The organism is Mycobacterium spongiae (genome assembly GCF_018278905.1).
GTDB classification, from domain to species: domain Bacteria; phylum Actinomycetota; class Actinomycetes; order Mycobacteriales; family Mycobacteriaceae; genus Mycobacterium; species Mycobacterium spongiae.
Genome location: NZ_CP046600.1, coordinates 4,403,338 through 4,428,515 on the forward strand (window position 1 = coordinate 4,403,338; position 25,178 = coordinate 4,428,515).

Here is a 25,178-nt window from a genome sequence, read left to right on the forward strand (position 1 = left end):
ACGGGGAGGGTTCGGTTATGAGGATCGGTGTCGTTGGCGTCGCGGCTGCCGCCATGGTGGGCGGCACGCTCGCGGTTGCGCCGTTGACGTTCAACGGGCCGATGAGGGCGCCGACCGAGGGGACATGCACCCCGGGCCAACAGTGCGATCGGCTGGCCTCGGTATTGATGCCGGACCCGACGGGTCCGGCTAGACCAGCCGTGGCTGACCCCGCGGTCCCGACCCCGTTTGAGCCCGCGGCCGAGGAGGTGGCGCCGGCTGTGGCGCCACGTCTGGCGCCGCGAGCAAGCGCTCCCGCGGCCGCCCGCATCGCGCCCGGGGTTATTGAGCCAGGGGTACGTGCGCCAGTAGTCCCGGAACTACCTCCGGCGGCCGCACTGCCCGACGCCGCCTTGCCGCCTCTGCCTGGCGGCGTGCCCGGCCTCGCTTTGCCCGGCGTTCCCGACATCAATGCCCTCGCTGGCGTTGGCGCCGGCCTCGTTGGCCTACCTAACGGGGTGGCCACGGCCAACGCCGTGATCAACGGCGTCCTCGGCGCGGCAGGCGGCGCGGCGGCCGTCATCACTTCGGGAGCGCTCGCGGTCACCTATGTCGTGCTGGCGTACAACGCACTGCAGGATTCGGGCATCCTGCCGGCGGCCAACGCCGCAGCCAGCTCGGTCGGCTCGATGCTGTTGCCCGCCGCAATACCAGCGGCGGCGGCAGCATTGCCGGGCCTACCTGGCGTTTCGCCGGCAAGCCTGGTGGGTCTGGTGGCGGCCGGCGCCCTGCCTGGTGTGGGCTTCCCGGCTCTGGCCGGCGTGTCGCCGGTGGATCTGGTCGCGCTCGCGGCTGCGGCAGGTCTGCCGACGAGCCTGCCGGGCTTGCCGCCAATCTCGCCGGCGGATGCGGCCGCTCTGGTGACCGGTGGCCTACCGATGCTCGCCGCTGCGGCGGGTCTGCCGGCTGGTCTGCCGCCGCTGCCGGGTGTGGATCCCGCAGCGCTGGCAGCTGCCCTGCCGGCACTCGCGGCTGGCATACCGGCGGGTCTCCCGGCTCTGCCTGCTGGCTTGCCGCCCCTACCGGCGCCTGCCCTCCCGCCGCTGCCCCCGTTGCCGGCGCCGGCGTTGCCACCGCACCCGCCGATGTGCACGCCGGGATTCGGCCCGATCGGGGTGTGCATCCCCTGAGCCGACGGCGCCTACGGAGCCCCGCTCACATCACTGCGACGTGACCGCAGAATCGCGTCATAGAGCTGACGGGTGCGCACGCCCGGATGCGCCGCGGCCACTTCGCTACAGGCGTCCTTGACGCGAACTCCGCCCGCGACCAGGTCTTCCACTTGGGCCACCAGGTCAGCTACTCCGTCAGCGCCCAGTGCCGCCAGATCGGTGTGCGGGACCGCGCCAGCGAGGACCACGGTGATCTCGCCGAGCACGCCTTCGGCGGCCCAAGCGGCCAACTCGTCGAGCGGGCCGCGCAGCACTTCCTCGTGCACCTTGGTCAGCTCGCGGCAGATCGCGGCCTGACGTTGGCCGCCGAGCTGATCGACCGCGTCGCGCAGGCACGCCGCCAGTCGGCGAGGCGATTCGAAAAACACGCAGGTACGGGGTTCGTTGACCAGCGAGGCCAGCCACGCTCGGCGAGCCGCGCCCTTCCGCGGCGCGAAGCCCTCGAAGCAAAACTTCTCCGACGGCAGACCGGAGACCACCAGAGCGGTGGTCACCGCTGATGGCCCCGGTAGGCACTGGACCGTCAGGCCCGCATCGATACAGGCCACGACCAGCCGATAGCCCGGGTCGCTGATCACCGGCATCCCGGCGTCGCTCACCACCAGCACCGTGGCACCGGTGCCGATAGCGTCGACCAAGCTGGCCACGCGCAACGGTTCAACCCGGTCGAACAGGCTCACCACGCGGCCACCAATCCGAATGTCGAGAGCCTTGGCCAAATCTCGCGCCCGACGGGTGTCCTCGGCGGCGACCACATCCGCGTGGACCAGCGCATCGATCAAGCGCGGCGATGCATCCGACGGCTGGCCCAACGGGCTGGCACCGAGCAACAGGCGACCGGGGGTCATGACGAACAGCCTACGATCGACGAGATGACTGCCCCGCCCCGCGAAGCGCCTCTCGTCGCCGAGGAGCCCAGGGCGCCCATGGTCAGTGCGGGGCCGCTAGTACCGATCCCGGACTTCGGGCCGGTCGACCGGGTGCGCGGCTGGATCGTGACTGCGGCGATCACCGTGCTGGCGGTGGTGACCCGATTCATCAATCTGGGTTCGCCGACGGACGGCGGCACCCCTATCTTCGACGAGAAGCACTATGCCCCCCAGGGCTGGCAGGTGTTGAACAACCATGGGGTAGAAGACAATCCCGGTTTCGGCCTGGTCGTCCACCCCCCGGTCGGTAAACAGCTGATCGCGGTCGGCGAAGCCGTGTTCGGCTACAACGGGTTCGGTTGGCGGTTCACCGGGGCTCTGCTGGGCGTTGTCCTGGTGGCGCTGGTGGTGCGGATCGTCCGGCGGATCAGCCGGTCCACATTGGTCGGCGCGATCGCCGGCTTGCTCATCATCTGCGACGGCGTCAGCTTTGTCACCGCGCGGACCGCGTTGCTCGACGGCTTTCTGACGTTTTTCGTGGTAGCCGCGTTCGGTGCGCTGATGGTCGACCGGGATCAAGTCCGGGAACGGATGCACATCGCGTTCCTGGAGGGCCGCAGTGCCGATACCGTGTGGGGCGCGCGGCTGGGAGTGCGCTGGTGGCGATTCGGGGCCGGGGTGCTACTCGGGTTGGCGTGCGCGACCAAATGGTCCGGCCTGTACTTCGTGCTGTTCTTCACTGCGATGTCGCTGGCGTTCGACGTGGCGGCTCGGCGCCAGTACCAGGCGCCCAGACCGTGGCTGGGGACTGTGCGGCGCGACCTGGTGCCCGCCGGATATGCGCTGGTGCTGATCCCGTTCGCCGTGTATCTGGCCAGCTATGCGCCCTGGTTTGCGTCAGAGACAGCGATTGACCGCCATGAGGTGGGCCGCTCGATCGGAGCCGACAGCGTCGTCCCCCTGCCCGACGCCATTCGATCGCTGTGGCACTACACGGCGAAGGCTTTCCACTTCCATGCGGGCCTGACCAACGCCGCGGGCAACCACCACCCGTGGGAATCGAAACCCTGGAGCTGGCCGATGTCGTTACGGCCGGTGCTGTATGCCATCGACCAGCAGGATGTTCCCGGCTGTGGCGCGCACTCGTGCGTCAAGGCTGTGATGTTGGTCGGCACACCCGCCATGTGGTGGCTGGCGGTGTTGGTCCTCGCGTACGCCGCCTGGCGGATGCTTGTTCGACGGGACTGGCGCTACGCGGCTGTTTTGGTTGGCTACTGCGCCGGCTGGCTGCCATGGTTCGCCGACATCGACCGGCAGATGTACTTCTTTTACGCGGCGACAATGGCGCCGTTCCTGGTGATGGCCATCGCGCTGATTCTGGGCGACATCCTCTATCACCCAGTTCAGGGCTATGAGCGGCGCACGCTCGGGCTAATCGTCGTCTCCTGTTATGTGGCTTTGGTGGCCACGAACTTCGCGTGGCTGTTTCCGGTGCTCACCGGTCTGCCGATCTCACAACAGACCTGGAACATGGAGATGTGGCTGCCCAGCTGGCGATGACCGTCGCTGAGGCGCCGAGAGTGCCGTGAGAGCTGTGCTACCGACGGACACGCGAAGCCCTGCACCGGCGGCATCCGCCACGACCACGGTAGGAAATCTCGACGTTAGGACAACGGATCGCGCGCGGCCGGACAGCACATGCAGCGCGGGCCGCCACGGCCGGTACCCAGTTCGGAGCCCGCGATGGCGAGCACCTCGATCCCCGCTTCTTCGAGGCGGGCGTTGCTCTGCACGTTGCGCTCATAGGCAACGACCACACCGGGCGCCAGCGCCAACGTGTTGTTGCCGTCGTCCCACTGTTCGCGTTCGGCGACGACGGGGTCGAGTCCGGTATGGATGACACGCAACTTGTCGATGCCCATTGCCTTCGCGGCGGCTTCGGGGAAGGGAGCCGAATCGCTGATGGTTACGCCGTCGGGCGTGCGCTTGATGGTGAACGCCGAGAGCCTGTCGACAACGTGGGCGTACATCACGACCGTGTCGGTATCGACCATGGTGCATACCGTGTCCAAGTGCATCTGCGCTCGGTTCTGGGCTATCGGCACAGCGAGTACCGTGTGTGCAAGGTCGTCGTCGAAAAGGCTGCGCGCCAATGCTTCCGCGCCGGCAGGGGTGGTCCGCTCCCCTACTCCGACGGCGACCACTCCCGGAGCCAACAGCAGCACGTCACCACCCTCGACCGGGGCGGTGCGCGATTCGTAGGCGCGCCGCACCCCGGTGAATCGGGGGTGATGGGCGTAGATGAGGTCGGTCAGCGACGCTTCTCGAACCCGGGCCCGCAGCGCCAGCGACGGGATCACGACGCGCGGCCCGATCCATATCGACGAGTCCCGGGTGAACACCAGGTTCGGCAACGGCTCGATGACGAAATCCCCACCATGGTGCATGCGAAGCACCAACGACACCGCGGTCCGGGTCTCCCGCGGGAGCTCGTTGAAGGTCATGCCGGCGGTAAGCACATGTGCCAGCCGGACCGGGTCGACACTGCGCAGATAGGCCGAAAGCTCCTGCGCTAACGGCAGTCCGAGCCGGGGCGCGTCGACGGCCGCAGCCACCGCCTGCATCCGGGCAGCCCCGCTGTGCTGCAACGCCTCGACGAGCAGCTCGGACAGCAGGAGCACCTCGACGCCGCGCGACCGCAGCAGCTCGGTGAACGCATCATGCTCATCTTGTGCGCGGGATACCCAAGGCAGCCCGTCGAACAACAGCTGGTCATTGTTTCGCGGCGTGAGCCGGCGCAACTCCGCGCCCGGGCGGTGCAGGATGGCAACGCGCAGCGCACCCACCTCGGAATTGGACCCCAACTCGACAGCCACAGCTCAAACGGTAGCCGTGCCGGTGTCGACTGACGCGCCGTACGCCCCGTCATCGAACGGATGTGCGATAAACTTCAGTCCGTGGCGATCGCGATTCAGGGCTCGCTATTCGAGCACAATGAGCGCAGGCAACTCGGCGACGGCGCCTTCGTCGACATCCGCTCGGGCTGGCTAGCCGGCTGTGAAACAGACACTGAAGGCCTGCTCGGCACGCTGCTGGCGAACGTACCCTGGCGAGCCGAACGCCGCCAGATGTACGACCGCGTGGTCGACGTCCCTCGGCTGGTCAGTTTCTTCGACCTGACCGTCGACGATCCACCGCATCCGCAGCTCGCGCGGCTGCGCCGACGCCTCAACGACATCTACGGGGGCGAGCTGGGAGAGCCGTTCACCACGATTGGATTGTGTTGCTACCGCAACGGTTCCGACAGCGTCGCGTGGCACGGCGACACCATCGGTCGGAGCAAGACCGAGGACACGATGGTCGCGATCGTCAGCCTGGGCGCCACCCGAGTCTTCGCCATGCGCCGGCGCGGCGGCGGCCGGTCGTTGCGACTGCCCTTGGCGCATGGCGATCTGCTGGTCATGGGCGGATCCTGTCAACGCACGTGGGAGCATGCGGTTCCCAAGACGACGGCACCCGCAGGTCCGCGCGTCAGTATCCAATTCCGGCCGCGCGACGTGCGGTAGCTATCAACTCCGGACCAACGTCACCGCCTTGACCAATAGGTCGCGAGCACGCTCTGTGTCGACCTTCGCGACCGGCTGGCCGGGGATCACCAGCGGATTGGCGATGACATTCACCTGATAGTCGCCGAACTGCGCAGAGTAGTCATAGAGTTCGCCGGTACGGGCCGACCCGCCGACGACCGCCTGCAGCACACGGTGCACGCCCAAAGTCTGGGTCCCTTCAATGCGCGGCGCCTCAACGACCTCGATTCCGCCCCGCAGCTGTGCGCCGGAAAATGCGACCTTGGTGCAGTCCTTCCCCGGGTCGTTGGGGGGTAGTGGCTCGGAAGTCTCCATCGCGATCACGACGAACCTATTGCCGTTACCTTCGGCCGAGACGGCCGCCATATTTCCCTGTAGCCCGTTCGGCAGCTCCGGCCCCGCGGCCACCTTCGCGCAATCCGCCGGATCGAACGTCAGCCCCTTGGGTAGCGTGCGCGCGGAGAAGAACTTGGGATCGATGGCCCCGGGGGCAACGTCGGTGACGGTGAACTCGGGCCCAAAGCTCGATTTCAGGTCAGCGATCTTGGCGATGTCGCCTGTCGCTGCGGAATTGGCGCCTGATGAGCAGCCGACCAGCCATCCGATGGAACCTACTGCGAGCAACACCTTGCGCATTGTGGCCAATGTACCCAACGCGGCCACTCAGCTTCGTAGCGTCGCCACCGTTTTGACAAGGAGATCAGCAGCGAACTGCGGTGCCAGCGGTGGATGCATCGATCCGGGGTCGGTGGTGAGCGCCGTGAATGCGTACGCGCCGCCTAGATAGGCCACGAATGTGTATGTCCGCGATTCGATTTCGGTGCCGGACTCGACGGAGGTCCGGATATCGGCCACCATGCCTAGGGTTTCGGCCCCGTCGATGGCTGGCGCCTCGCTGAGACCGACGTGCGCGGTCGTCCGCCCCCCGGTCACGGTCCAGTGCCCGCAGGCCGCAACGGCCTCGTGGTCCAGGTCAACGGGGGCCGGCGACACGACGACCACTACCGCGTCGACGATGCCGCCGGCACCTGAGCCGGAAATTCCCTGAGCGGCCCGGTCGCTTCTGCCGGCCGGATCAGCGAGGCTCATGCACTGCGGCGGCTTCGCCTGCAGATGGGCTGTCGCGGCTCCCAGCCCCCAGATCACGCTTGGCGTGTCCGCGCGTGGGACGCTACTTACCTCGTAACCGGGCGGCAGTTCGCGACCGACCCGTCTGATGTTGTCGGGGTTAACGACGCCGGAATGGGCAGCCGGTGACTGTGCAGTGGGCGCCGGCCCAGGCGGCGGCTGCTGACTGCATGCGGCCGCTAGCAGCGCCACGATTGGGATCGCTAGCGCAGCAATCCACACCGGCCGCATGCCCGTTCATATCACGGCGGGCGCGCTTCGGGTAGCGCGACGACCGCAGGCGCGGGCCGCTGATCGCCCACGTGACGGGTTGGTTCGCCAGCCGCGGACACTGTCCTGAGACTTTCTCCCGACCAGGCGATGTCAGCCGACAGCCTCGATGACCTGCCGCGCGACTCGCTTGATCTGATCCGCCGTTTCGCGCTTTAGGCCCACGTCGCGTTCGCCCGGCACATCGATCACTGTGGTAATGACCCCGTCGTCCTCACGCTCCCAGGCCGCGCCATGGCGGTCCATGATCGTGCGCATCGGCAGGTTGTCGGAAAGCATCCGCGCGGAAAACCTTTCGACGCCACCGACCCGCGCGGCGACCGACAACGCACCGATCAGGAAGCTTCCGATCCCCCGGCCCTGGTACGCGTCGGCGACCGTGAAGGCGATCTCGGCCAGCGTCGGGTCAGACTCATCGCGCACGAAGCGGGCCTCGGCCACCGGGGCCCCCGAATCGATCACCACCCAAACGAAGTGGTCGACGTAGTCGACCTCGGCGAGGTAGTGCATCAGCTCCGGGCTGGGAACCCGAGCTGACATGAACCGGCGATAGATCGTCTCGCTGGAGAATTGGACGTGCCCGCGAACTGTGCGTTCGCTATCGCCGGGAAGGACCGGGCGCAGCATCAGCTGGCTTCCGTCGCGAAGCCGCAAGGGTATCGGCGTGACAAACGCGGCGAGGCGTTGTCGGGCCGTGCGCACCAGCCGTTCCATAATTCCAGGTATTCCGGCCATCCGCGCAAAGGCGTCGCTGCCACCCATCCATCCCGTCAATGGCTCGATTGCGGTCACAGTCGCGGTTCGCGGAATGCCGCGCAGCAGCGCAATTTCTCCGACGATCATGCCCGGCGATACTTGTTCGACGATCGTTACGCCATCGTCACCAATGTGGGTGACCTCGGCGCTGCCCGACGAGACCAGAAGGAACGAAACGGGTTGCTCGCCCTGCTGCATCAAGACCTGACCCGCCGTCGCGCGAAGCGGCACAACCCCAGCCGCCAACGACACCAGCTCCTGCGCCGAGCAGCCCTCGAAGATGTCCATTCCGGCGAGATCTTCGGCCCCCGCACCGCTTAATTCGGCCATCGGTGTCCAATCCGCCGCAGTGTCCAGCGCAATTCGCGGTCCGGCACAGGCTATGGCGCCGGGTGCCGCGGCGGCAAGAACGCCGACGGGGCCACACCCGCCAGCTGCAATCCCTCGGCGCCGAAACATGAAACGCCGATGGTTGTTTCGACGTTCGCAGGCCAAGGCCCGGAGAGAGTTCGGACACGCGCTACGATGCGGCCTCGCAAATGCCGAGGAGCCGAACCACCGGCGTACCCGCCTCATACTCCACGATCCATTGATCATGGTGCTTGACCGGCTCCGAGGTGAGCTTGATCATGACGGGTCGGCCGGTTCGCTGGGACATCTGCGTGCAGTCGACCTGAAACAGCCGGTACTCGCCGTCATCGCGGACTGCCAGCGAGAAGCCCGGACGGACGGATTCGACGGGTACCTTCTGCAGGTAGTACTTGGTGCTCATGCTCCGACACTAGGAGTGCGCCGATCAAGTATCGACGCGCGCCACGCCTGTCTTAGCAAATCTTCAGGTGAATCTTGGTTCCCCATCAGGCGGCGCGCCGGATCCCTTCCGCCACAGTGTTTTACACTTGCGTACCAGGCTTGGTTGCCCCTCAATACAGCCACGCCATCACCACGAAACGCGCTAGCATGAAGGCCACGTGATGACGACGGTGAGCCGACGTCTGGACGCCAGCATGAACCGCTAGTGTTCTTCCATCATGGTCGACAGCTTGGGCGTGCGATGACGATCGCCGCCTTTGTCCTTGGCGTCGTCGCAACCGTGCTCGCGGCGGCATCGCTCGCCTGGCAGGTGGTCAGGTTGCTGCGACGGAGGGCACGGCCGCGGCTGACGCCGATCGTCGGTCTACTGACATCCGACGGGCTGGTGACCAACGAGGCCGGTACCGACGTTCGCTCGGCCTTAGCCGACGCCGCGGCAAAACTGTCGTCGGACCGGTTCGTCGTCGGCGTCGAGGTCGCCAACGCCGGAACGGCCCCCTTCCACGTCACCGGGTGGGCGATCCGCGCTGATCCCGGCGGCACGTCACTGCTGCCCATCGATCCACCGATCGGCGGGAGCGAGGTTCCGCACGAGGTAGCACCCGGCTCCAGTGCAAAGTTCATGACCGAGCTGCAGCGAGCCCAGCGCTTCGCCGAGGCCGCCCAAGGCCACGAAGGCCGACCGCCCCGATTCGTTCTGACCGTGTCGTCTGCTGCACGTACTTACGCGACCAAACCCGTGGTGCCCGCTGTGTTTTCGCTCGGATCGCCGCAGCGCAGCGGTGAGCAGCCACGATGATCGGGCGATGAAGACAGGTCGTCACCTCGGCTGTCGGTCGCTTGGTCGGCTCGCTGGCCGAGGACGCCGTGGCCGCCAAGATGCCATGAGCCCGAAATAGCCGCGACACCCAATGCAACGACGCTAGGATGCTGTCCATCGTCTCCCGGGGTGCGCCGATGCCGTCGAAACACGTGCCCCACTCAAGAATCTTGGAAGGTGTGCGATGACGTTGCTGAGTGTGGCCCCGCAGGCCGTGGTAGGCGCGGCCGGTGAGCTAAGTGGTCTGGGTGACGTCGTTGGTGCGGCGAACACCACCGCCGCCGCGGCCACCACCGAAGTGCTGGCCGCGGGCGCCGACGAGGTATCGGCGGCGATCGCAGCGGTGTTTTCCGCGCACGGCCAGGCTTATCAGGCTGCCGGTGCCCAAGCGACGCTGTTTCATGCCCAATTCGTGCAGGCCCTATCGGCAAGCGCAGGCGCCTATAGCGGTGCCGAGGCGGCCGAGGCGGCGGTGTTGGCCGGCTCGGTGCGGTCGGCGGTCAACGATTTCCTGGCCGGGATCAATGCGCAAACCCTTGAACTGACGGGGCGTCCGCTGGTTGGCGACGGCGCCGACGGCACTCCCGGAACGGGGCAGAACGGGTCCCCGGGCGGGTGGTTATTCGGCAACGGCGGCGACGGCGCCAGTAACCTCGATGGCAGTGGCGGCCACGGCGGCAGTGGCGGGTTCCTGTTCGGCAACGGCGGCAACGGCGCCGACGGCGCTGCCGCACAGTACGCCGGCGGGGCGCAGACATCCCCGGCCGGCAATGGCGGCAACGGCGGCAATGGCGGGTGGTTGTACGGCAATGGCGGTGCGGGAGGCAGCGGCGGCGGCGATTTGAACACTTTCCTCAATGACGGTATGGGATCGGCAGATGCGTTTAGCGGATCCGGCGGCAACGGTGGGCACGGAGGCTGGCTTGGCGGCAACGGCGGCCATGGCGGCGGCGGCGGATTCGCCCAATCATTCAATGGCAATGCCACCAGCGGTGACGGCGGGTCCGGCGGCAGCGCCAGCATCGGCGATGGTGGGCGCGGCGGCTTCGGCGCGAACGCCGCCGCCGCCGCGAACGGGCTGGCCCTGGGCGGTGCCGGCGGTTCCGGCGGCGACGTGCTGCTATTCGGCAACGGCGGAAATGGCGACGGTAGCGGTGGTGCCATCAACAACCTGAATTCGGCAGAGCCCGGAGCCAATGACGCCACCGGGTTCGCGGGGGGCCGCGGCGGCCACGGCGGACTGCTCGGCGGCGACGGCGGCACCGGCGGCACCGGCGGCACGGCCAACTCAGCAAACGGGAACGCCACCGGGGGCGCCGGTGGTGCCGGTGGCGCGGCATTTTATGGCGACGCGGGCGGTGGCGGCCGCGGTGGTGAAGGAACGTCGACCAATAGCGTGGGGCGGGGCGGCGCCGGCGGGGCGGGCGGCAACACCATTGCCTTCGGCAATGGCGGCACCGGCGGCGACGCGGGGCGAAGCGGCAACGGTATGAACTCCCCCGAGCCAGGGGCCAATGACATCACCGGGACGGCGGGCGCCGCCGGCGGCCACGGCGGTCTGTTCGGTGGAGACGCGGGTTTCGGAGGCGACGGTGGCTCGGCCTCGTCAACCAACGGAAACGCCACGGGGGGTAGGGGCGGCGCTGGCGGATTTAGCTTCAACGGCGACGCCGGCCATGGGGGGCTAGGCGGTGAAGCGAGCAGCTTCATCACCGGCACCACCGCCACCGGCGGCGCTGGCGGCACCGGTGGCTTCGCGATCATCGGGACCGCTGGCGACGGCGGCACCGGCGGCTTTGGTCAAACAAACTCCGGCAGCACGCAAGGCGGGACCGGTGGGAGCGGCGGCAACGCGTTCATGGGCAATCCCGGCGAAGGCGGGATGGGCGGCCAGGCTGGGTTCGCCGACACAGCCGCCGGCGGTAACGGCGGTAGCGGCGGCAACGCGATCGGCATCGGCACCGGCGGGGCAGGCGGCACCGGCGGGAGTGCGGAGACCTTCGATGGCAATGCCACCGGCGGTAACGGCGGCGCCGGCGGCACCGGCGGACTCATGAGCAACGGCGGTGACGGTGGCACCGGCGGCGATGCGGCTGTGATCGGCGGCGGAACCGGAACCGCGAACGCAGGCACCGGCGGGGCCGGCGGCCCGGCCGGGCTCGGCGGCACCCAGGACGGCGCTACCGGCCAGGACGGGACGGTCATCTAGCGCAGCCTCGTGGAGCTAAGCGGATTCAACCCCACAAAAACGGGCTAAAACACCAGTTGAACTGCGAAAAAACATCGTGGAAGTACACAAAAATACGCGAAGCTACCTGGGTAAACGCCAAGGTATGTTGATCTCTTCAACACCGGACTGGGGTTGCTTGCCATGGGCGTCAATGACGTCAGCTCGGAGGAGACCGCGGCCGGCGCCACGGTCGGCGAAGACACAACGATCGTGCCGGCCGAGGTCCGCACTGAGGCCGCCACGGAGCTTGCATGGTCGGCCGACCACTCTCGCGATGATCCCTGACCTCGATCGTGGCGCGCCACGTGTCGAACTGCCTTGGCGCTGTCGCGGTCTGTATTGCGGCGGCCGGGGCGGTTGTGGTTTGGCACAGTAGTTGGCCGGTCGCCCGGGACTACCAGGAGCCTCCGGCCGACAACGGCGAATCCGCGTCGGTGCGCACGCCGGCGCCGACACCCGCGCCGCCAGGCGCATTCCCCGACTGTGGCGGCGCCGCCAAATACTGCCGAGCGCCTTAAGCCGCCGCCGGCCAGGTCGCCTGTAGCGGCAGGCCCGAACAGGGACGCCACCTCCATAGCCACCCTCAAGAGCTATGGGCTGACGATCACCGATCCGAACCCAGCTAGTGCCGACGGCAAGCTCATGTGTGTCCTGATCAGACAAGATCGCCCAGGAACGGAAGTGGCCAATGCGTACATGTCCAGCAACCCGACGATGCGGCTGATTGATGCGGCGGACGTCGTGTTCGCCGCCGTCAGTGCGTACTGCCCGGGACCTCATAACATCGTTGCGGTGCGGGTTGTAAACCCAACCTTGAGGACCTAGAGGTTGTAAAGGGATCCTTTACATGTAGAGATCAGAGAAAGCGCCCGCAAGCACGACATCGCGGACGCCGACATGCTCCACGCCTGGCGTAACCAATTGCGCTACGAGCTGCTGGAATTCGACGGCGAACTCCGCATGCTCGTGATCGGCCCCAGCCGCAGCGGATCATCCACCCGGACAACCTGCGGCCCAAGGTCTACAGGTACCTGCAGTCAGGTGGTGATGACGATGGCGAAGAACATTGACGAGTGGCTCGATAGCGTCGAGCCCGAGGGTCCGGCGCGTGATGCCACGCATATCCGGCGAATCATCGCCGCGGCCGAAGCGCTTGAGGCCGCCGACGGCGAGCTGACCGCCGCGGTGGCCGCCGCGCGCGAGGCCGGCGATACCTGGGACGCCATCGGCGTCGCACTCGGCACGAGCCGGCAGGCTGCGTATCAGCGGTTCGGTAAGCAAGGAGTCAGCGGGTCGCGAAAGACCGGCCAGCGGCGGCCGCGACGCTCGACCACTACCGGCAAGAAAGCTGCCCCCAAGAGAAAGGCATTGGCCGCCAACAAGAGAAAATGACGAAAGCCCCCGGCCAGGTGCATGGGCTGGCTGCGGTTAAGCTCCGCGACGGATCCCAAGAACGTCGAATTGCTGCAGCAGCTGGACTCATTACAATTCCTCGACCACCCCGGAAATCTCCTCATTGGGGTGCCGTCAGTGCTCCGTGGCTAGCCATTCCAGCACTATGTCACCGACCTGCGGGTCGAAGGCCATTGTGATGGAATGCGCACCGGTCCCCATGGGCACAAACGTTGTTGGTCCACCCAGACTGTCGGCAACTTCACGCCCCGCCATAACCGGGAGGAGAAAGTCGCGTTTGTGGTGAACCACCAATGCTGGGCACCTAATTGACGACAGCTCATCAACGAAGCGTGGACGGGCGGCTACGGTGTCTGCTGCCGGCCAGAAGTCGCTCCACGCGCTGTTACGCCACCGCTCCATCAGGGCGTCCGCATCCTCTGCGTTAGCGGTGCCGTACTTCGCGAAGTGACCGTATAGGACCGGGTCTGGCCCGACACTGCACCACACTGCCATGCCCTCATCGAGGGCAGCGTTCTCACCTTCCGGCGCAGCGTCTGCACTTGGACCAAGCAGGACCAGCCGCGACACCCTCTCCGGTGCGCACATCGCGGTGCGCATCGCCACGATGCCACCTATTCCCTCTGCCAGGAACGTGAAGCTCCCAATGCCGAGATGGTCTGCTAAGCCCAGTGCGTCGGCGGCGACGTCGAGGTAGGTGTGAGGGGACTTGTCATACACGGTTTGGCCGTGCCCGCGAAAGTCGAACGCCACCACGCGGTAACCAGCTTCTACGAGCCGTGCCGTCAAGGGTTCAAGCGTCACGATATCCATCAAGAACGCATGCGTCGCGATCACCGCCGCCCCATCGCCGCCGCTGTCGGTGTAGTGGATCTGCTGGCCGTTAATGGGCGCTATCGGCATGGCGTCACGGTAGCGGCTCCCGTTCGGCTTGCGAATCACAGCAGTCGCCACCGCAATTCACCCGGCGAGGGCTACCAAGCTTGCGCCGGCGCCCACGGATAGAGGCCGCGCCGACACCACGAGCCGGCGCGGGTGTTGATGCCAATGTTGATGTGATTCGACGGGTTGAACGCTAAGCCTCTGACCAGCTGTTTTGGTTCGTAATCTGGTGGAGCTAAGGGGATTCGAACCCCTGACCTACTCGATGCGAACGAGTCGCGCTACCAACTGCGCCATAGCCCCTGATCGGTTGCAGGCTACCAGCCGCGATGGCAATGACCGAACCGCGAGGGCCGAACCGCGAGCCCTTCTACTGACCGACGGCGCGAGGTAGGTCCCGGGGCCAGCCGTAGGACCGCCCGGGCGTCGCATAGTCCAGATGCGCGAAGGCAGGGTCCTCGTCGTCGATTTCGAGAACCACCGCGCCCGGGCGCCGTAGCCGCTCCGGCACGACGTCGTATGCGCGGTCATGGGTGTTCTCGACGCCGAGGCGTGAACGCGCCATCCGTTGCGCCCGGCGGCGACGTACCTTCGCCTCGATCCGGGTCTGCCGGCGCAGATACCCCAGGTAGAGCACCGTCACCGCGGTGGCGATGCCGCATATCCACCATGCGCTCGGCGTGATTTCAAACGCCGCAACCGCCGACCCGACAAGCACCGCCGCCATGACCATCAATACGCGCTTTCTGAAGGCGTACTTGCGGGCACTGACGGCAGCCGCAGTCGACGTGTCGAACCGGCGCCGTCTCGAGCTACCCATCGCGACCGTCGGCGATGCGTCGTAGTCGTGTTGTGGATCGTCCTCGTCGGGCTCCAAGCCGGACGAATCCTCCACGTATTCGTACTCGTATTCGTCGGCGGCCCTGTCGTGGTCGCGTTCCAGATCGGCTCGGTGGCGCGTCCCGTCGTCGGCCTCATAGTCGCCTTCGGCCTCAACGTCGTCGGCCTCCACCTCGGCTTCGCCGATCGCGCCATCGACCGCGAGCACCCCCGGCTCAGCCCCGCGCGCACTGGCTCCCGCCGGAAGGGCTCCGGAATCCTCATCGACAACGTCAACGTCGAGGTAGTCCGGCTCATCGTCCCCAGCGGTCTGGCGTCCGGCAAACGTCATGACGCTGACGTCGCCTCGGCGCTTCTCATGGGCGTCTTGTCCCTGGTCCGGGTCCTGCTCCCGTTCCTCGTCTTGGCCGTCCGCCACATCGTCATCATCGAGCTCCTCATCAACCGGTTCGTGACGCCAGGGTTCGTCGGGTTTCCAGTCGGGGTCGCTGCGATGGCCCGTGGCCGGACCACCACGCTTGAGCAGGCGGGCACCGGCCCCGCCATTGAGCACCCGGGTGGCCAACGCGACATCACTGGTGCGCCGCACCGCGTCGCGTTTGCTGATCAGCATGGGGACCAGCACGAACAGCCAGAGCACCACGAGTGAAATCCACAACAACGATTGCGGGATGCTTGGCATGGTGACCTGCTCCTTTCCCCGCGAGGGACATCTTGGCCGAGGTAGCGGCCACGTCACAATTACACACCTGTAATTTGCCTCCCACAAGCACCACACGCCACACGTGTCGCGATAGCCACAGATTTCGTGGGGATCTGGTCGGGTTGGCAGCAGGCGTGGGCGACAGCGGATCGCGCCTCGGGGCTACCCGTAGCGTTTGCCTCGGTCGCTTGGTGCCGTCCCCGGTCCGTCACGGCCAGCTAGCATGGCCAGCCCGAACGAGTGCGGCCGTGACGGAGTCGTAGACCTCTTCGACCGTCATGGCCACCAATAAGTGGTCTCGCCAGGCACGATCGACCTCGAGGTAGCGCCGCAACAGCCCCTCTTCGCGGAACCCCACTTTGGCTAGCACGGCACGGCTGGCCACGTTCTCTGGGCGCACGGTGGCCTCCACACGATGCAGCTTGACAGGGCCGAAGCAGTGGTCGAGACCCAGCGCCAAGGCACCGGTAGCCACCCCGCCTCCGGTCGCCGAGCTCGGTACCCAATAGCCGATCCAGGCCGACCGCAGTGCCCCATGGGTGACATTGCCGATGGTCAACTGGCCACAAAATCGGCCGTCGAGCTCGATCACATAGGGCAACATGCGGCCTTTGCGGGCCTCAGAACGGAGGCCTGAACACACCGCCGGCCACGCAGCGACCGAGTGGCGGGTCGTCCAATCGCCGTCGGTGCTGGGCTCCCACGGCTCCAGATATGCCCGGTCGGTCAATCGGATCCGGCTCCATTGCGCACCGTCGCGCATTCGCACGGCCCGCAGCCGGATGACACCCGCCGCGACCCGCAACGGCCCGGCACCCGCGGGCCACCCCGGATGCCGAGAGCTATGGCGACGCGGATTCACGAGAAGTTGCCGGCGTCCCACTCAGCCGTGCTGAGCCAGGAAAGCGACATCGACGATCTCGCCAATACGAATCTGCTCGGCACCAGTGGGAACCACAACCAGACAATTCGCCTCAGCGAGCGTCGCCAGCAGGTGCGATGACGCCCCCGGGGCGCCGCCGAGAGCCTGCACCAGGTACTCGCCACTGTCTTGATCACGCATCAGCTGCCCACGGAGGTAACCCTTGCGCCCGGCCACCGAGGCAATCGGCGATAGGGTGCGGGCCTGCACGACGCGGCGCATCGGGTGCCTCTTGCCCAGCGACAACCGGATCAACGGCCGGACCATCACCTCGAAGACCACCAGAGCGCTGACCGGATTGGCCGGTAACAAGAATGTCGGAACACCATCAGGGCCGAGCTGACCGAAGCCCTGAACGGATCCTGGATGCATGGCCACGCGGACGACTTCCAAGTCGCCGAGCTCGGAAAGCACGGACCTGACTGCCTCCGTCGCGGCGCCGCCGACCCCGCCGGCGATCACCAGGACTTCGGAGCGACCGATCTGACCCTCGACGATCTCGCCGAGTTCGGTGGGGTTGTTGCTGACGATGCCGACCCGGTTCACCTCAGCTCCGGCATCGCGGCCAGCGGCTGCTAAAGCATAGGTATTCACGTCGTACACCTGCCCGTTGCCCGGGGTCCGCGAGATGTCGACGAGCTCCCCGCCCACGGCCATGACCGACAGACGCGGACGCGGGTGCACGAGTACCCGCTCACGGCCGACGGCCGCCAGCAGACCCACCTGGGCCGCGCCGATCACCGTCCCTGCACGCACCGCAATGTCACCCGGCTGCACATCATCACCGGTGCGCCGCACATACGCACCGGGCGGCGCGCCACGCAGCACACGCACGCGGTTCATCCCGCCGTCGGTCCACCGCAACGGCAACACGGCGTCGGCCAGGGCCGGCAGCGGCGCCCCAGTCTGAACCCGGACAGCCTGATGGGGCTGCAGCCTGCTGGGTGTGCGGGCACCGGCCTCGATGGTCCCCATCACCGGCAGGGTCAGCGCATCGTGATTGGCTTCGCTGCCGTCGATGCCGGCAAGCACTTCGACGCCGCCAGCATCGCCGACGCTCGCCACATCGACACTGCGCACCGCGTAGCCGTCGATCGCCGCTTGATCGAAACCGGGCAAAGGACGTTCGGTGACCACTTCCTCCGCACACATCAATGCCTGCGCTTCGGCAATGGCCACACGTATCGGCCTCGGGGCCACAGCGGCAGCCGATATCCGGGCCTGCTGTTCCTCCACAGAACGCACAGCGCGCCTTTCCGTCGAGCCACGTGTGGGGCGAACTGTGCCCGATCGCCCGACTACTGCTCCGTCAGGCCCAATCGCGCCACCAACCATCGCCGCAAATCCGGGCCATAGTCGTCACGATCCAATGCAAAGTCAACCGCAGCCTTGAGGTAGCCTCCGGGATTTCCCAAGTCGTGTCGGGATCCGCGGTGCACAACGACATGGACCGGGTGGCCTTCGGTGATCAACAGCGCGATCGCATCGGTGAGCTGCACTTCGCCGCCAGCACCGCGGTCGATGCGCCGCAACGCATCGAAGATGGCGCGGTCCAGTACATACCGGCCGGCCGCCGCGTACCTCGATGGGGCATCTTCAGTTCTGGGCTTTTCAACCATGCCCTTGACCAGCAGCACATCGGGGTCATCGGCGTCAGGCACAGGCTCGACGTCAAAGACCCCGTAGGCACTGATCTCCTCGGGTGCTACCTCAATCGCGCACAGCACCGTGCCGCCCAGGCGCGCGCGGACCTTCGCCATCGTCTCCAGCACGCCCGCCGGCAACACCAAGTCATCGGGCAGCAGCACCGCGACCGAGTCCTCGTCAGGCGCCAGCGTGGGCTCTACGCAGCCAATAGCGTGGCCCAGGCCAAGCGGCTCCGCCTGCACCACCGATTCGACTTTGATCAGCTCAGGGGCGCGGCGCACCTTAGCCAGCATGGCCTTCTTGCCGCGTGCGGCGAGCGTGCCCTCAAGCACCAGGTCTTCGACGAAGTGCGCAACAACGCCGTCCTTGCCCTCGGACGTGACAATCACCAGCCGCTCCGCGCCGGCCGCGGCGGCCTCTTCGGCGACCAGCTCGATGCCGGGCGTATCGACGACCGGCAGCAGCTCTTTCGGCACCGTCTTGGTTGCCGGCAGGAAACGCGTTCCCAGGCCAGCTGCCGGGACAATCGCCGTATGCGGCATCGGTTGTTCTGGGCGAGACATCGTTCACACGATAACCCGCACCCGCAGCGCGGGATTTGCCGAGTCAATGTGGCGCCGCGAAGGCCGGAGCTGTCAAGGTTGAGGACATGGAGCCCGCGAGCAAGGCCGGGTTGCGGGCAAAACTGTTGGCCGCCCGCGGTGGCGTCGCCGACGACGTCCGGGTCGCCGAGGCCGAGATGCTGGGCAGACATCTGGAGCACGTCGTGAACGGAGACAGCACAGTCTGCGCTTACGTGCCGGTGGGTACCGAGCCCGGCTCGATCGATATGTTGAATGTGTTGCTCGCGCAAGCACGGCGAGTGTTGTTGCCGGTAGCGCGGACCACGGACGACGACGTTCCGCTGCCGCTGCGGTGGGGCGAGTACCGTTCCCATGCACTGGTACCGGGCCGCTGGGGCCTCCTCGAACCGGCGATGCCCCACCTGCCCGAGTCGGCGATCGCCGAGGCCAGCCTGGTGCTGGTTCCGGCGTTGGCGGTCGATCGCCGGGGTGCGCGGCTGGGCCGAGGCGCGGGCTTCTACGATCGCTCGCTAGCCGGCAGGGACCCGCAAGCACGCGTGGTCGCGATAGTGCGCGACCAGGAGCTGATCGACGAGTTGCCGTCCGAACCACACGATGTAGCGATGTCTCACGCGCTCACGCCACGGCGCGGCCTCATCGCACTACCGAACCGGGAATGATCCAGCTCACGTGGCGGTTCTAGCACTTGAGACGGTAGAGTGCTAACACGGCCTGACATTTCCGGAGGTTTCTGTGCCCACCTACAGCTACGCGTGTACCGAGTGTGCCCACCGCTTCGACGTTGTGCAGGCCTTCACTGACGATGCGCTGTCCACGTGCGACCGCTGCTCCGGTCGGCTGCGCAAGCTGTTCAACGCCGTGGGGGTCGTGTTCAAGGGCAGCGGTTTCTACCGCACCGATAGCCGCGAGTCAGCCAAGACATCGAACGGTTCTCCCAACGGATCCTCAGGCAACGGCTCAACGTCGAATGACAGCAAGGCGTCAAGTGAGAGCAAGGCGTCAACCGAGCGGACGACGTCAAGCTCGACCGAAAAATCCAGCAGTAGCCCGGCGCCGTCCACCGCGGCCGCTTCGAGCTAGCAGGTTATCCACAGCCAGACATCGGGCCGGCACGGCCGCGACCGCATGCGGCCTACCGTGTGCGGCGTGGGGGAATCATCACTGAATCCGACGATCCTCAGCCGTATATCGACATCGCTGCGCCCCGACTGGACGCGGACCATCCTCGCCCGGCGCGTCGCCGCCGCGGGTCTGGTCGTGCTGGCCTGCGTCACGGCCGTGCGGTCGAACCCGGACGGTGATCAGGTCGAGGTGGTCGTGGCCGCCCGCGACCTAAAGCCCGGAACTGCGTTGACGGCCGACGACCTCGGGGTGGAAACGCGCCTGGCAACGACACTTCCCGACGGCTGCCAAGCCAACGTGGCCGCGGTAGTCGGTTCGACACTGGCCAGCCCGACACGCCGTGGCGAGGTGCTTACCGATGTCCGCCTGCTGGGGCGCCGGCTGGCCGAGTCGACAGCCGGGCCCGGCGCCCGCATCGTGCCGCTGCATCTGGCCGACACCGCGCTGGTCGATCTTGTCCGGGTCGGCGACGTCGTGGACGTACTGGTCGCGCCGGCCAGGGACAAGCCGACGGCGTCGCGGGTCCTCGCCACCGAGGCCATCGTGGTGCTCGTCTCGGCCAAGCAGAACATGCAGCCAACCGACGACGATCGGGTGGTGTTGGTGGCATTGCCACACCGGGTGGCAAATACAGTCGCCGGTGCCGCCCTGGGTCAGGCGGTCACCCTCACGCTGCGCTGAACAGCCGGATACTAGGTTGAATTCATGGCCACACCGATGAGCTTCCTCACCAAGGGAAGGCTGTGCGACCCCGAATTCGTCACTACTGTCCGAAATGATCTGGCTCGAATCGCGGAGCTGATCCGCCACGAGATCGACCAGAGCGAAGAGATGTTTCATGCCATGGTGAATCACAGTGATACCCCTGGCACCCGCCTTAGGCCAGTACTCACGGTACTTGCAGCACACTTCGGCGCTCATCCCGGCGCGTGGCAGGTCACGGTCGCCGGGGCAGCCCTGGAGTTGATGCATCTGGCGGCGCATGATCACAACCGCGTCGCCGATGTGCCCATGACGTGCAGTAACACTTCGAGACCCAGCAACCGCAACAGCAATAACCTCGCCATTCTCGCCGGCGACCATGCGTTCGCGATCGCCTCCCGGCTGAGCTCGCGGCTGGGCACCGACGCCTACCGGACTATCGCGGACACATTCACCGAGATGGTCACGGGGCAGATGCGCGAGACCTGTGGCCCTGCGCGTCACGCCGACGCGCTCGAACACCGCCTGCGGGTGGTACACGAGAAGACCGGATCGATCACCGCGGCGGCCGGGCAACTCGGAGCAACGTTCGCCGGGGCGACCGAGAACGAGATCTCTCGCCTCTCGCGTGTGGGCCGCTTGGTCGGCACTGCATTTGAGGTCTCCGATGACATCCTGGCCATCGCCGGCGACCACAATGAATACAACATGCAACCCAGTGAATACCTGCCTCGGGGTGTCGAAAGCGTGCCCGTGCTCTGCGCTCTCCGCGAGCAGGGACCAGACGCAAACCGGCTGCGCGAGTTGCTGGCGGATCCGGTCGACGGTCACCACGCTGCCGAAGCGATCACACTGTTGCGTTCCTCATCGGGCATCGACGATGCCAAGAATGTGGTCGCCGGGGTTGCCGCGCAAGCACGCGAGGAACTCGCTTCCTTACCTGACTGCACGGCTCGCCGGGCTATCTCCACACTGATCGACGCCTCGATCTCCCGGCATCGCTGAGGGGCCAGTACGCACCCGAATCGCCGACCCCTGGTGTCGTGACTGGCCTACGGCTTTCATCACGCGCGCTACCAAATATTTCATATACAGGGCGATGTACAGGGTGGAGGCGGGCTCAAGATGCACTCGACGGGGGCTGCCCCCAGGTTGGTTGACACTTGGGGTGTGTCGTAACTAGGCCGCTTGTGCGGCCGTGTAGATGGTCCCGAACTCGACCGGGGTGAGGCGGCCCAGGGCACGTTGACGACGACGGCGGTTGCGCGCACGGCATAACGGCGTATGGGCACCCGACTCAGCACGAGGCAGATTCGAGATGACGTAACGCAGAGTTATCGGCATTCTCAGCCGGGTGGGCCGGGCGAACTCGCGTTACCAAACAATTGGCCACCGCCGCCTCCGGCCCCACCAGGCGCGGGCGGGAAACCACCGGACCCGGACCCGCCATTGCCGCATTGCCGATCAGCTGGGCGTTGCCGCCGACACCGGCGGGCGCGGGGTCGACGCCGGCCCCGCCGCTGCCGCCGTTACCGCCGTTACCGATCCACGCGCCGCGACCGCCGTCACCGCCGACCGAGCCTGGGAAAGCCAAAGGCCGCTACTACTACTACCACCACCACCAACTACCACCACCAGCGCCGCCAGCGCCGCCGGCCCCGCCGGCGGGGCCGATGAGCCCACCGCTGCCACCGTCCCCGGCGGCACCACTGGTTCCGTTGCCTCCCGCGGCACCACCGCCATGGGCCGCGGCGATCACGCGCCAATCTGGAGTTTCATCGGCCAGAATGACTTGTGCAGTACAGTCCCAGCGGAGTTGGCGGATTGGGCCGTATTGGTACCCCGGGTTCGGTGGTACCGGCGGGTTCTTCTTCGGCGACAACGGGCTCAGCGGCTTGACGTCGCTCGCGCAGAGCATCCGGGGCCGTTTGTTGGGCCGGCGTTGTGGGCGCGGTGCCGAATAGGACCGTGATGTCAGTGCCTCGGTAGGCGTTGCAGTCGACGGTGAGCCCTGCGATGTCTGCGCTGTTAGTGAATTGCTGTGCGGCCGGGGTAGTTCCCCCGTAGGCGGCCCATCCTTCGCCGGTATTGCCGCCAGAGTTCGCGTAGATGGTTGAGGCGTAGCCGGTCCCGCCCGGGTAAACAGACGACACTAGCGCGTTGGCCAGGCCCGAAAGGTTGCCGCCGCCCTGTTGGCTCCAGTACCACTTGGGGTAGTAGCCCAGCTGCACGGTAATCCCGGCAGCATTGAACGCATCGACTACGGCGCTAAGGTTCGACAAGTCGCCGCCGTTTTCTTCCCAGTGCAGCATCGCCCGCTTTCCGCCGTTGTTGCCGTGCCAGGTTTGAGCCTGCGAAGCGGCGTTGTCGGTGGTCACGTAGTGGTAGCCGATGAGTGGGAGATTGTTGTACTGGCATCATTGCTGCACCGTCGGCCAGTAGGGGTCCTCGTAGTAGTTGCCCTCAGATACTTTGTGGCACATGCCGCCAAAGCCTTCTGGAACCAGCTGGTGCAGGAAGTCAATCGTGGCCTGTGTCTACGACCAGTTGTTGTTGCTGCAATCCGGGTAGAAGAGTGTCACGATTTGCGCCAATGGCTCGTGTGTGCAAGATGTTTCGTAGTGCGGACCAACCCGTCGCGCTCGCGACGCACCTCCCAGCGCAGCCTGTTGTCGGTCTTTACCGCGGTCGCGACCGCCCCAGTCTGCCGGCGGACTTCCCCAGCGCGTGTGGGCGTACCCTTTTCGTTCATTGGCGAATTCCCTTCTCTGTGCGTTGTCACCATCGCGTTGCGATGGGATCGTCGAACACGTCGTAGCCACCGGTGGTCTTCCATTGCTCCAGGGCCTTGTGTGGGGTGCCGAACCAGCGGACGTGTGGGGCGACCTCGGCGGGCGAACGTGCTGCGTCGCTGAGGTGCCCGGTGGGGATTTCTTCGGGTGTGAACGGTGTCAGCAAATAGGGGTGTTGGACTCGGGCGCCGAACACGATCAGGTTATGGCTTCCGGGTAGCGCGGCCGAGGGCGAGATCATCGCCGCCACTCCCCTGGCTCGAATGTCGTCGGCCAGTGCCTGCGTCGAGCTGTAGTCGTCTGCGACGAGCTCATCGGGTGTTATCCTGTTCTCGGCGCAGTCGCCAAAGTCGATTTGCAGCAAGTCTTTATCCTCGACATCGAGCACTGCGGCCCACAGATTCAAGATGACCTCGTCGGGATCGCCGGCGGGGCCCACGTTGTGGCGAAGCATCTCAGCGGCCGGGCCCAACGGATGTAGACACCAGTACTGAACGGTGTGGCTTCCCGCGCGGTGGTAGCGGCCACTGCGCGAGCTGGGAAAGGCCCACCACGGCGAGTCGTATGCCGCGTGCCGAAATACCGTCAGCTTCATGCCGTCGTGGCACGAGCGGCGGTCGCGGCCTCTAGCACCTGTGGGACGCACAGCGGGTCATCGAGCAGCTCAATCGGCGGCCGGCCCAGCACCGGGTGCGTGCGATAGAACCAGGCCACGACTCCCGGGCCGGTGAATGAGTGCCGTAGCTGGTTGACGACTTGCCCAACCGCTCGGATACGTGCGGCATCCTCTGCGGTGGGCTCACGGCCTTGATGGGCCAGCCAGCGCTGAAGCTGGCGAACCGACACTCCGAGCAGCTTTGCCAGAGTCGGCTGCGGGGCGGCCAGGATCTGGGCGGTGCTGGCTAGCACGTCACGCACCGGCACATGATCGTTGTAGGGCTGGTTTTCGGTGATGTCACGCAAGGCATGGCGGAATTGCTCCAGCGCCATGCGCACATCACGACGCTGGCTCTTGGCGTTTTCATGGCGCAGTGCCTTATCCGCGCGAAACGCCGCCTCCCACAGGGCGGTGGTGAGGTAGGGGTCGGCTTTCAGTGGGCTCAGTGACTCGAAGCTGTCGATGAGCTTGGCAACCTCGGCGGGAACCGTCTTGGACCGTTGCAACTGCTTGGTTGCGTCATTGACCCGGTCGAGCAAGCCACCAAGTTCCGAGCTTGGCGTAGTCATGTCACTATCATACGACATATCTACGCCATGAGCTGCAATCCTTGCGAATATGAGGGTGTAATCGGGTAGCGGAACCATGTGGAGCCTTGCCCGCAAATGCATGCGAGCGGCAAGACCAGGCCTTTCCGCACCACTCCACTCCCAACCAGACTTATCGGGCAGAGCGCTTCATCGCCTATCGACGCCTCGGCTGGGATTCCACCCTAGAAGCCATCGACGCATGGGCTGAGGATCGCGGCGACAGCGACGGGCAGGTCACCGTGCCGCCCCCGGCACCGCAAGAACCGAAACACACCTGGCGCTCACCTTCCTCGATTGCGGCGGTTCGTCGATCTCATCCTCCTGGCCTCTTTCGTCGATTACTTCTCGCTCGCTAGGGCTGGGATTGTCGAGCAGCTGCTGGCACCGGTGCGCGAAACGCTCATTGGCTATCTCCTCGGTATCGCCGCAGTATGTTGGTGCTCTCTGAACCTCTTGGCGCTCGTTTTTGCGTTGTATGCGGAAGGTGGTGAAGGTGACGATGCGCCGTTGCGGCTCGATCCGTATGGGTAATACGTTGATTCACCCGCTCACAGCGAAACCGCAACTCCCACAACAGATTATTTAGCTTTCGGCTATGCGGCAATCTCTCTTCGGCACCCTCTTCGCCGGCGAAGAGTT

28 protein-coding genes, 1 tRNA gene and 1 pseudogene are annotated in these 25,178 nt (G+C 66.2%); 13 read left to right on the forward strand and 17 right to left on the reverse strand.

All coding sequences use genetic code 11. From position 1 onward, the window contains the following. Window positions 1–17 precede the first annotated feature (17 nt). Window positions 18–1,169, forward strand: coding sequence for a hypothetical protein (locus F6B93_RS17915; protein WP_246540831.1), 1,152 nt, complete (start codon window positions 18–20; stop codon window positions 1,167–1,169). A gap of 11 nt (window positions 1,170–1,180) precedes the next feature. Here F6B93_RS17915 and rsmI read toward each other — a convergent pair whose 3' ends face one another. Continuing rightward, window positions 1,181–2,059 (reverse strand): 16S rRNA (cytidine(1402)-2'-O)-methyltransferase, encoded by an 879-nt coding sequence (gene rsmI / locus F6B93_RS17920; protein ID WP_211696273.1) that lies wholly within the window; start codon window positions 2,057–2,059, stop codon window positions 1,181–1,183. Window positions 2,060–2,083: 24 nt separating this feature from the next. On the opposite strand from rsmI, the gene F6B93_RS17925 reads away from it, so the two are divergent. Further along, entirely contained in the window at window positions 2,084–3,640 is a 1,557-nt protein-coding gene (locus tag F6B93_RS17925) for a dolichyl-phosphate-mannose--protein mannosyltransferase (protein WP_211696274.1), read from the forward strand. Window positions 3,641–3,744: 104 nt separating this feature from the next. Here F6B93_RS17925 and arcA read toward each other — a convergent pair whose 3' ends face one another. Then, entirely contained in the window at window positions 3,745–4,956 is a 1,212-nt protein-coding gene (gene arcA / locus F6B93_RS17930; RefSeq protein WP_211696275.1) for an arginine deiminase, read from the reverse strand. Between the two features lie 81 nt (window positions 4,957–5,037). On the opposite strand from arcA, the gene F6B93_RS17935 reads away from it, so the two are divergent. After that, window positions 5,038–5,646, forward strand: coding sequence for an alpha-ketoglutarate-dependent dioxygenase AlkB (locus F6B93_RS17935; protein WP_211696276.1), 609 nt, complete (start codon window positions 5,038–5,040; stop codon window positions 5,644–5,646). A 3-nt stretch (window positions 5,647–5,649) separates the two neighbouring features. On the opposite strand, the gene F6B93_RS17940 is transcribed toward F6B93_RS17935, so the two are convergent. The 4 genes from F6B93_RS17940 to F6B93_RS17955 form a co-directional block, all read right to left on the reverse strand. Beyond that, a complete protein-coding gene (locus F6B93_RS17940; protein ID WP_211696277.1) occupies window positions 5,650–6,303 on the reverse strand; it encodes a DUF5642 family protein in 654 nt (217 codons plus the stop codon). Between the two features lie 27 nt (window positions 6,304–6,330). Beyond that, on the reverse strand, window positions 6,331–7,026 hold the full coding sequence (locus F6B93_RS17945) for a DUF5642 family protein (RefSeq protein WP_211696278.1): 696 nt from the start codon (window positions 7,024–7,026) through the stop codon (window positions 6,331–6,333). A gap of 132 nt (window positions 7,027–7,158) precedes the next feature. After that, complete coding sequence (locus F6B93_RS17950; protein ID WP_211696279.1) at window positions 7,159–8,151, reverse strand: GNAT family N-acetyltransferase; 993 nt, start codon at window positions 8,149–8,151, stop codon at window positions 7,159–7,161. Between the two features lie 190 nt (window positions 8,152–8,341). Next, window positions 8,342–8,593 (reverse strand): hypothetical protein, encoded by a 252-nt coding sequence (locus F6B93_RS17955; RefSeq protein ID WP_211696280.1) that lies wholly within the window; start codon window positions 8,591–8,593, stop codon window positions 8,342–8,344. Window positions 8,594–8,875: 282 nt separating this feature from the next. Between F6B93_RS17955 and F6B93_RS17960 the strand changes: the two genes are divergently transcribed. From F6B93_RS17960 to F6B93_RS23600, 5 genes and pseudogenes are all read left to right on the forward strand, one after another. Then, the gene (locus F6B93_RS17960; RefSeq protein WP_211696281.1) at window positions 8,876–9,433 is read left to right on the forward strand and encodes a hypothetical protein; all 558 of its coding nucleotides are present in this window, start codon (window positions 8,876–8,878) and stop codon (window positions 9,431–9,433) included. Window positions 9,434–9,638: 205 nt separating this feature from the next. Then, on the forward strand, window positions 9,639–11,663 hold the full coding sequence (locus tag F6B93_RS23460) for a PE family protein (protein ID WP_211696282.1): 2,025 nt from the start codon (window positions 9,639–9,641) through the stop codon (window positions 11,661–11,663). A gap of 162 nt (window positions 11,664–11,825) precedes the next feature. After that, the gene (locus tag F6B93_RS17970) at window positions 11,826–11,969 is read left to right on the forward strand and encodes a hypothetical protein (protein WP_211696283.1); all 144 of its coding nucleotides are present in this window, start codon (window positions 11,826–11,828) and stop codon (window positions 11,967–11,969) included. Window positions 11,970–12,167: 198 nt separating this feature from the next. Then, window positions 12,168–12,509, forward strand: coding sequence for a DUF732 domain-containing protein (locus tag F6B93_RS23820; protein WP_211696284.1), 342 nt, complete (start codon window positions 12,168–12,170; stop codon window positions 12,507–12,509). A 222-nt stretch (window positions 12,510–12,731) separates the two neighbouring features. Beyond that, window positions 12,732–12,959 (forward strand): annotated as a pseudogene (locus F6B93_RS23600) (hypothetical protein); the annotation flags it as partial. A 252-nt stretch (window positions 12,960–13,211) separates the two neighbouring features. Here the strand turns inward: F6B93_RS23600 and F6B93_RS17985 are convergent. From F6B93_RS17985 to F6B93_RS18010, 6 genes are all read right to left on the reverse strand, one after another. Further along, window positions 13,212–14,000: an alpha/beta fold hydrolase gene (locus tag F6B93_RS17985; RefSeq protein ID WP_211696285.1), complete on the reverse strand. Its 789-nt coding sequence runs from the start codon at window positions 13,998–14,000 to the stop codon at window positions 13,212–13,214. 206 nt (window positions 14,001–14,206) lie between these two features. Next, window positions 14,207–14,282 (reverse strand) — tRNA-Ala (locus F6B93_RS17990). A gap of 67 nt (window positions 14,283–14,349) precedes the next feature. Beyond that, window positions 14,350–15,501, reverse strand: a complete 1,152-nt coding sequence (gene sepX, locus F6B93_RS17995) for a divisome protein SepX/GlpR (protein ID WP_211696286.1) — start codon at window positions 15,499–15,501, stop codon at window positions 14,350–14,352. A gap of 229 nt (window positions 15,502–15,730) precedes the next feature. Beyond that, window positions 15,731–16,384 carry a GNAT family N-acetyltransferase gene (locus F6B93_RS18000; RefSeq protein WP_211696287.1) on the reverse strand — a complete coding sequence of 218 codons (654 nt, stop codon included), beginning with the start codon at window positions 16,382–16,384 and terminating at the stop codon, window positions 15,731–15,733. 21 nt (window positions 16,385–16,405) lie between these two features. Next, entirely contained in the window at window positions 16,406–17,689 is a 1,284-nt protein-coding gene (gene glp, locus F6B93_RS18005; RefSeq protein ID WP_211696288.1) for a molybdotransferase-like divisome protein Glp, read from the reverse strand. Window positions 17,690–17,742: 53 nt separating this feature from the next. Then, on the reverse strand, window positions 17,743–18,654 hold the full coding sequence (locus F6B93_RS18010; RefSeq protein WP_211696289.1) for a UTP--glucose-1-phosphate uridylyltransferase: 912 nt from the start codon (window positions 18,652–18,654) through the stop codon (window positions 17,743–17,745). An 86-nt stretch (window positions 18,655–18,740) separates the two neighbouring features. On the opposite strand from F6B93_RS18010, the gene F6B93_RS18015 reads away from it, so the two are divergent. From F6B93_RS18015 to F6B93_RS18030, 4 genes are all read left to right on the forward strand, one after another. Continuing rightward, window positions 18,741–19,334 carry a 5-formyltetrahydrofolate cyclo-ligase gene (locus F6B93_RS18015; RefSeq protein WP_211696290.1) on the forward strand — a complete coding sequence of 198 codons (594 nt, stop codon included), beginning with the start codon at window positions 18,741–18,743 and terminating at the stop codon, window positions 19,332–19,334. Window positions 19,335–19,407: 73 nt separating this feature from the next. Beyond that, a complete protein-coding gene (locus F6B93_RS18020; protein ID WP_211696291.1) occupies window positions 19,408–19,755 on the forward strand; it encodes an FmdB family zinc ribbon protein in 348 nt (115 codons plus the stop codon). 66 nt (window positions 19,756–19,821) lie between these two features. Continuing rightward, window positions 19,822–20,478, forward strand: a complete 657-nt coding sequence (locus tag F6B93_RS18025; RefSeq protein ID WP_211696292.1) for an SAF domain-containing protein — start codon at window positions 19,822–19,824, stop codon at window positions 20,476–20,478. Between the two features lie 24 nt (window positions 20,479–20,502). Continuing rightward, the gene (locus F6B93_RS18030) at window positions 20,503–21,504 is read left to right on the forward strand and encodes a polyprenyl synthetase family protein (RefSeq protein WP_211696293.1); all 1,002 of its coding nucleotides are present in this window, start codon (window positions 20,503–20,505) and stop codon (window positions 21,502–21,504) included. Between the two features lie 292 nt (window positions 21,505–21,796). Here the strand turns inward: F6B93_RS18030 and F6B93_RS18035 are convergent, their stop codons facing one another. The 5 genes from F6B93_RS18035 to F6B93_RS18050 form a co-directional block, all read right to left on the reverse strand. Continuing rightward, window positions 21,797–22,093 (reverse strand): hypothetical protein, encoded by a 297-nt coding sequence (locus F6B93_RS18035; RefSeq protein ID WP_281426104.1) that lies wholly within the window; start codon window positions 22,091–22,093, stop codon window positions 21,797–21,799. Between the two features lie 15 nt (window positions 22,094–22,108). Then, on the reverse strand, window positions 22,109–22,258 hold the full coding sequence (locus F6B93_RS23465; RefSeq protein ID WP_281426105.1) for a hypothetical protein: 150 nt from the start codon (window positions 22,256–22,258) through the stop codon (window positions 22,109–22,111). A gap of 16 nt (window positions 22,259–22,274) precedes the next feature. Beyond that, on the reverse strand, window positions 22,275–22,877 hold the full coding sequence (locus F6B93_RS18040) for a hypothetical protein (protein ID WP_211696294.1): 603 nt from the start codon (window positions 22,875–22,877) through the stop codon (window positions 22,275–22,277). Window positions 22,878–23,277: 400 nt separating this feature from the next. Further along, window positions 23,278–23,886, reverse strand: coding sequence for an RES family NAD+ phosphorylase (locus F6B93_RS18045; protein WP_211696295.1), 609 nt, complete (start codon window positions 23,884–23,886; stop codon window positions 23,278–23,280). Then, on the reverse strand, window positions 23,883–24,518 hold the full coding sequence (locus tag F6B93_RS18050) for a hypothetical protein (protein WP_211696296.1): 636 nt from the start codon (window positions 24,516–24,518) through the stop codon (window positions 23,883–23,885). The genes F6B93_RS18045 and F6B93_RS18050 overlap by 4 nt, the downstream gene beginning before the upstream one ends. A 315-nt stretch (window positions 24,519–24,833) precedes the next feature. On the opposite strand from F6B93_RS18050, the gene F6B93_RS18055 reads away from it, so the two are divergent. Beyond that, the gene (locus tag F6B93_RS18055) at window positions 24,834–25,070 is read left to right on the forward strand and encodes a hypothetical protein (protein ID WP_211696297.1); all 237 of its coding nucleotides are present in this window, start codon (window positions 24,834–24,836) and stop codon (window positions 25,068–25,070) included. Window positions 25,071–25,178 lie beyond the last annotated feature (108 nt).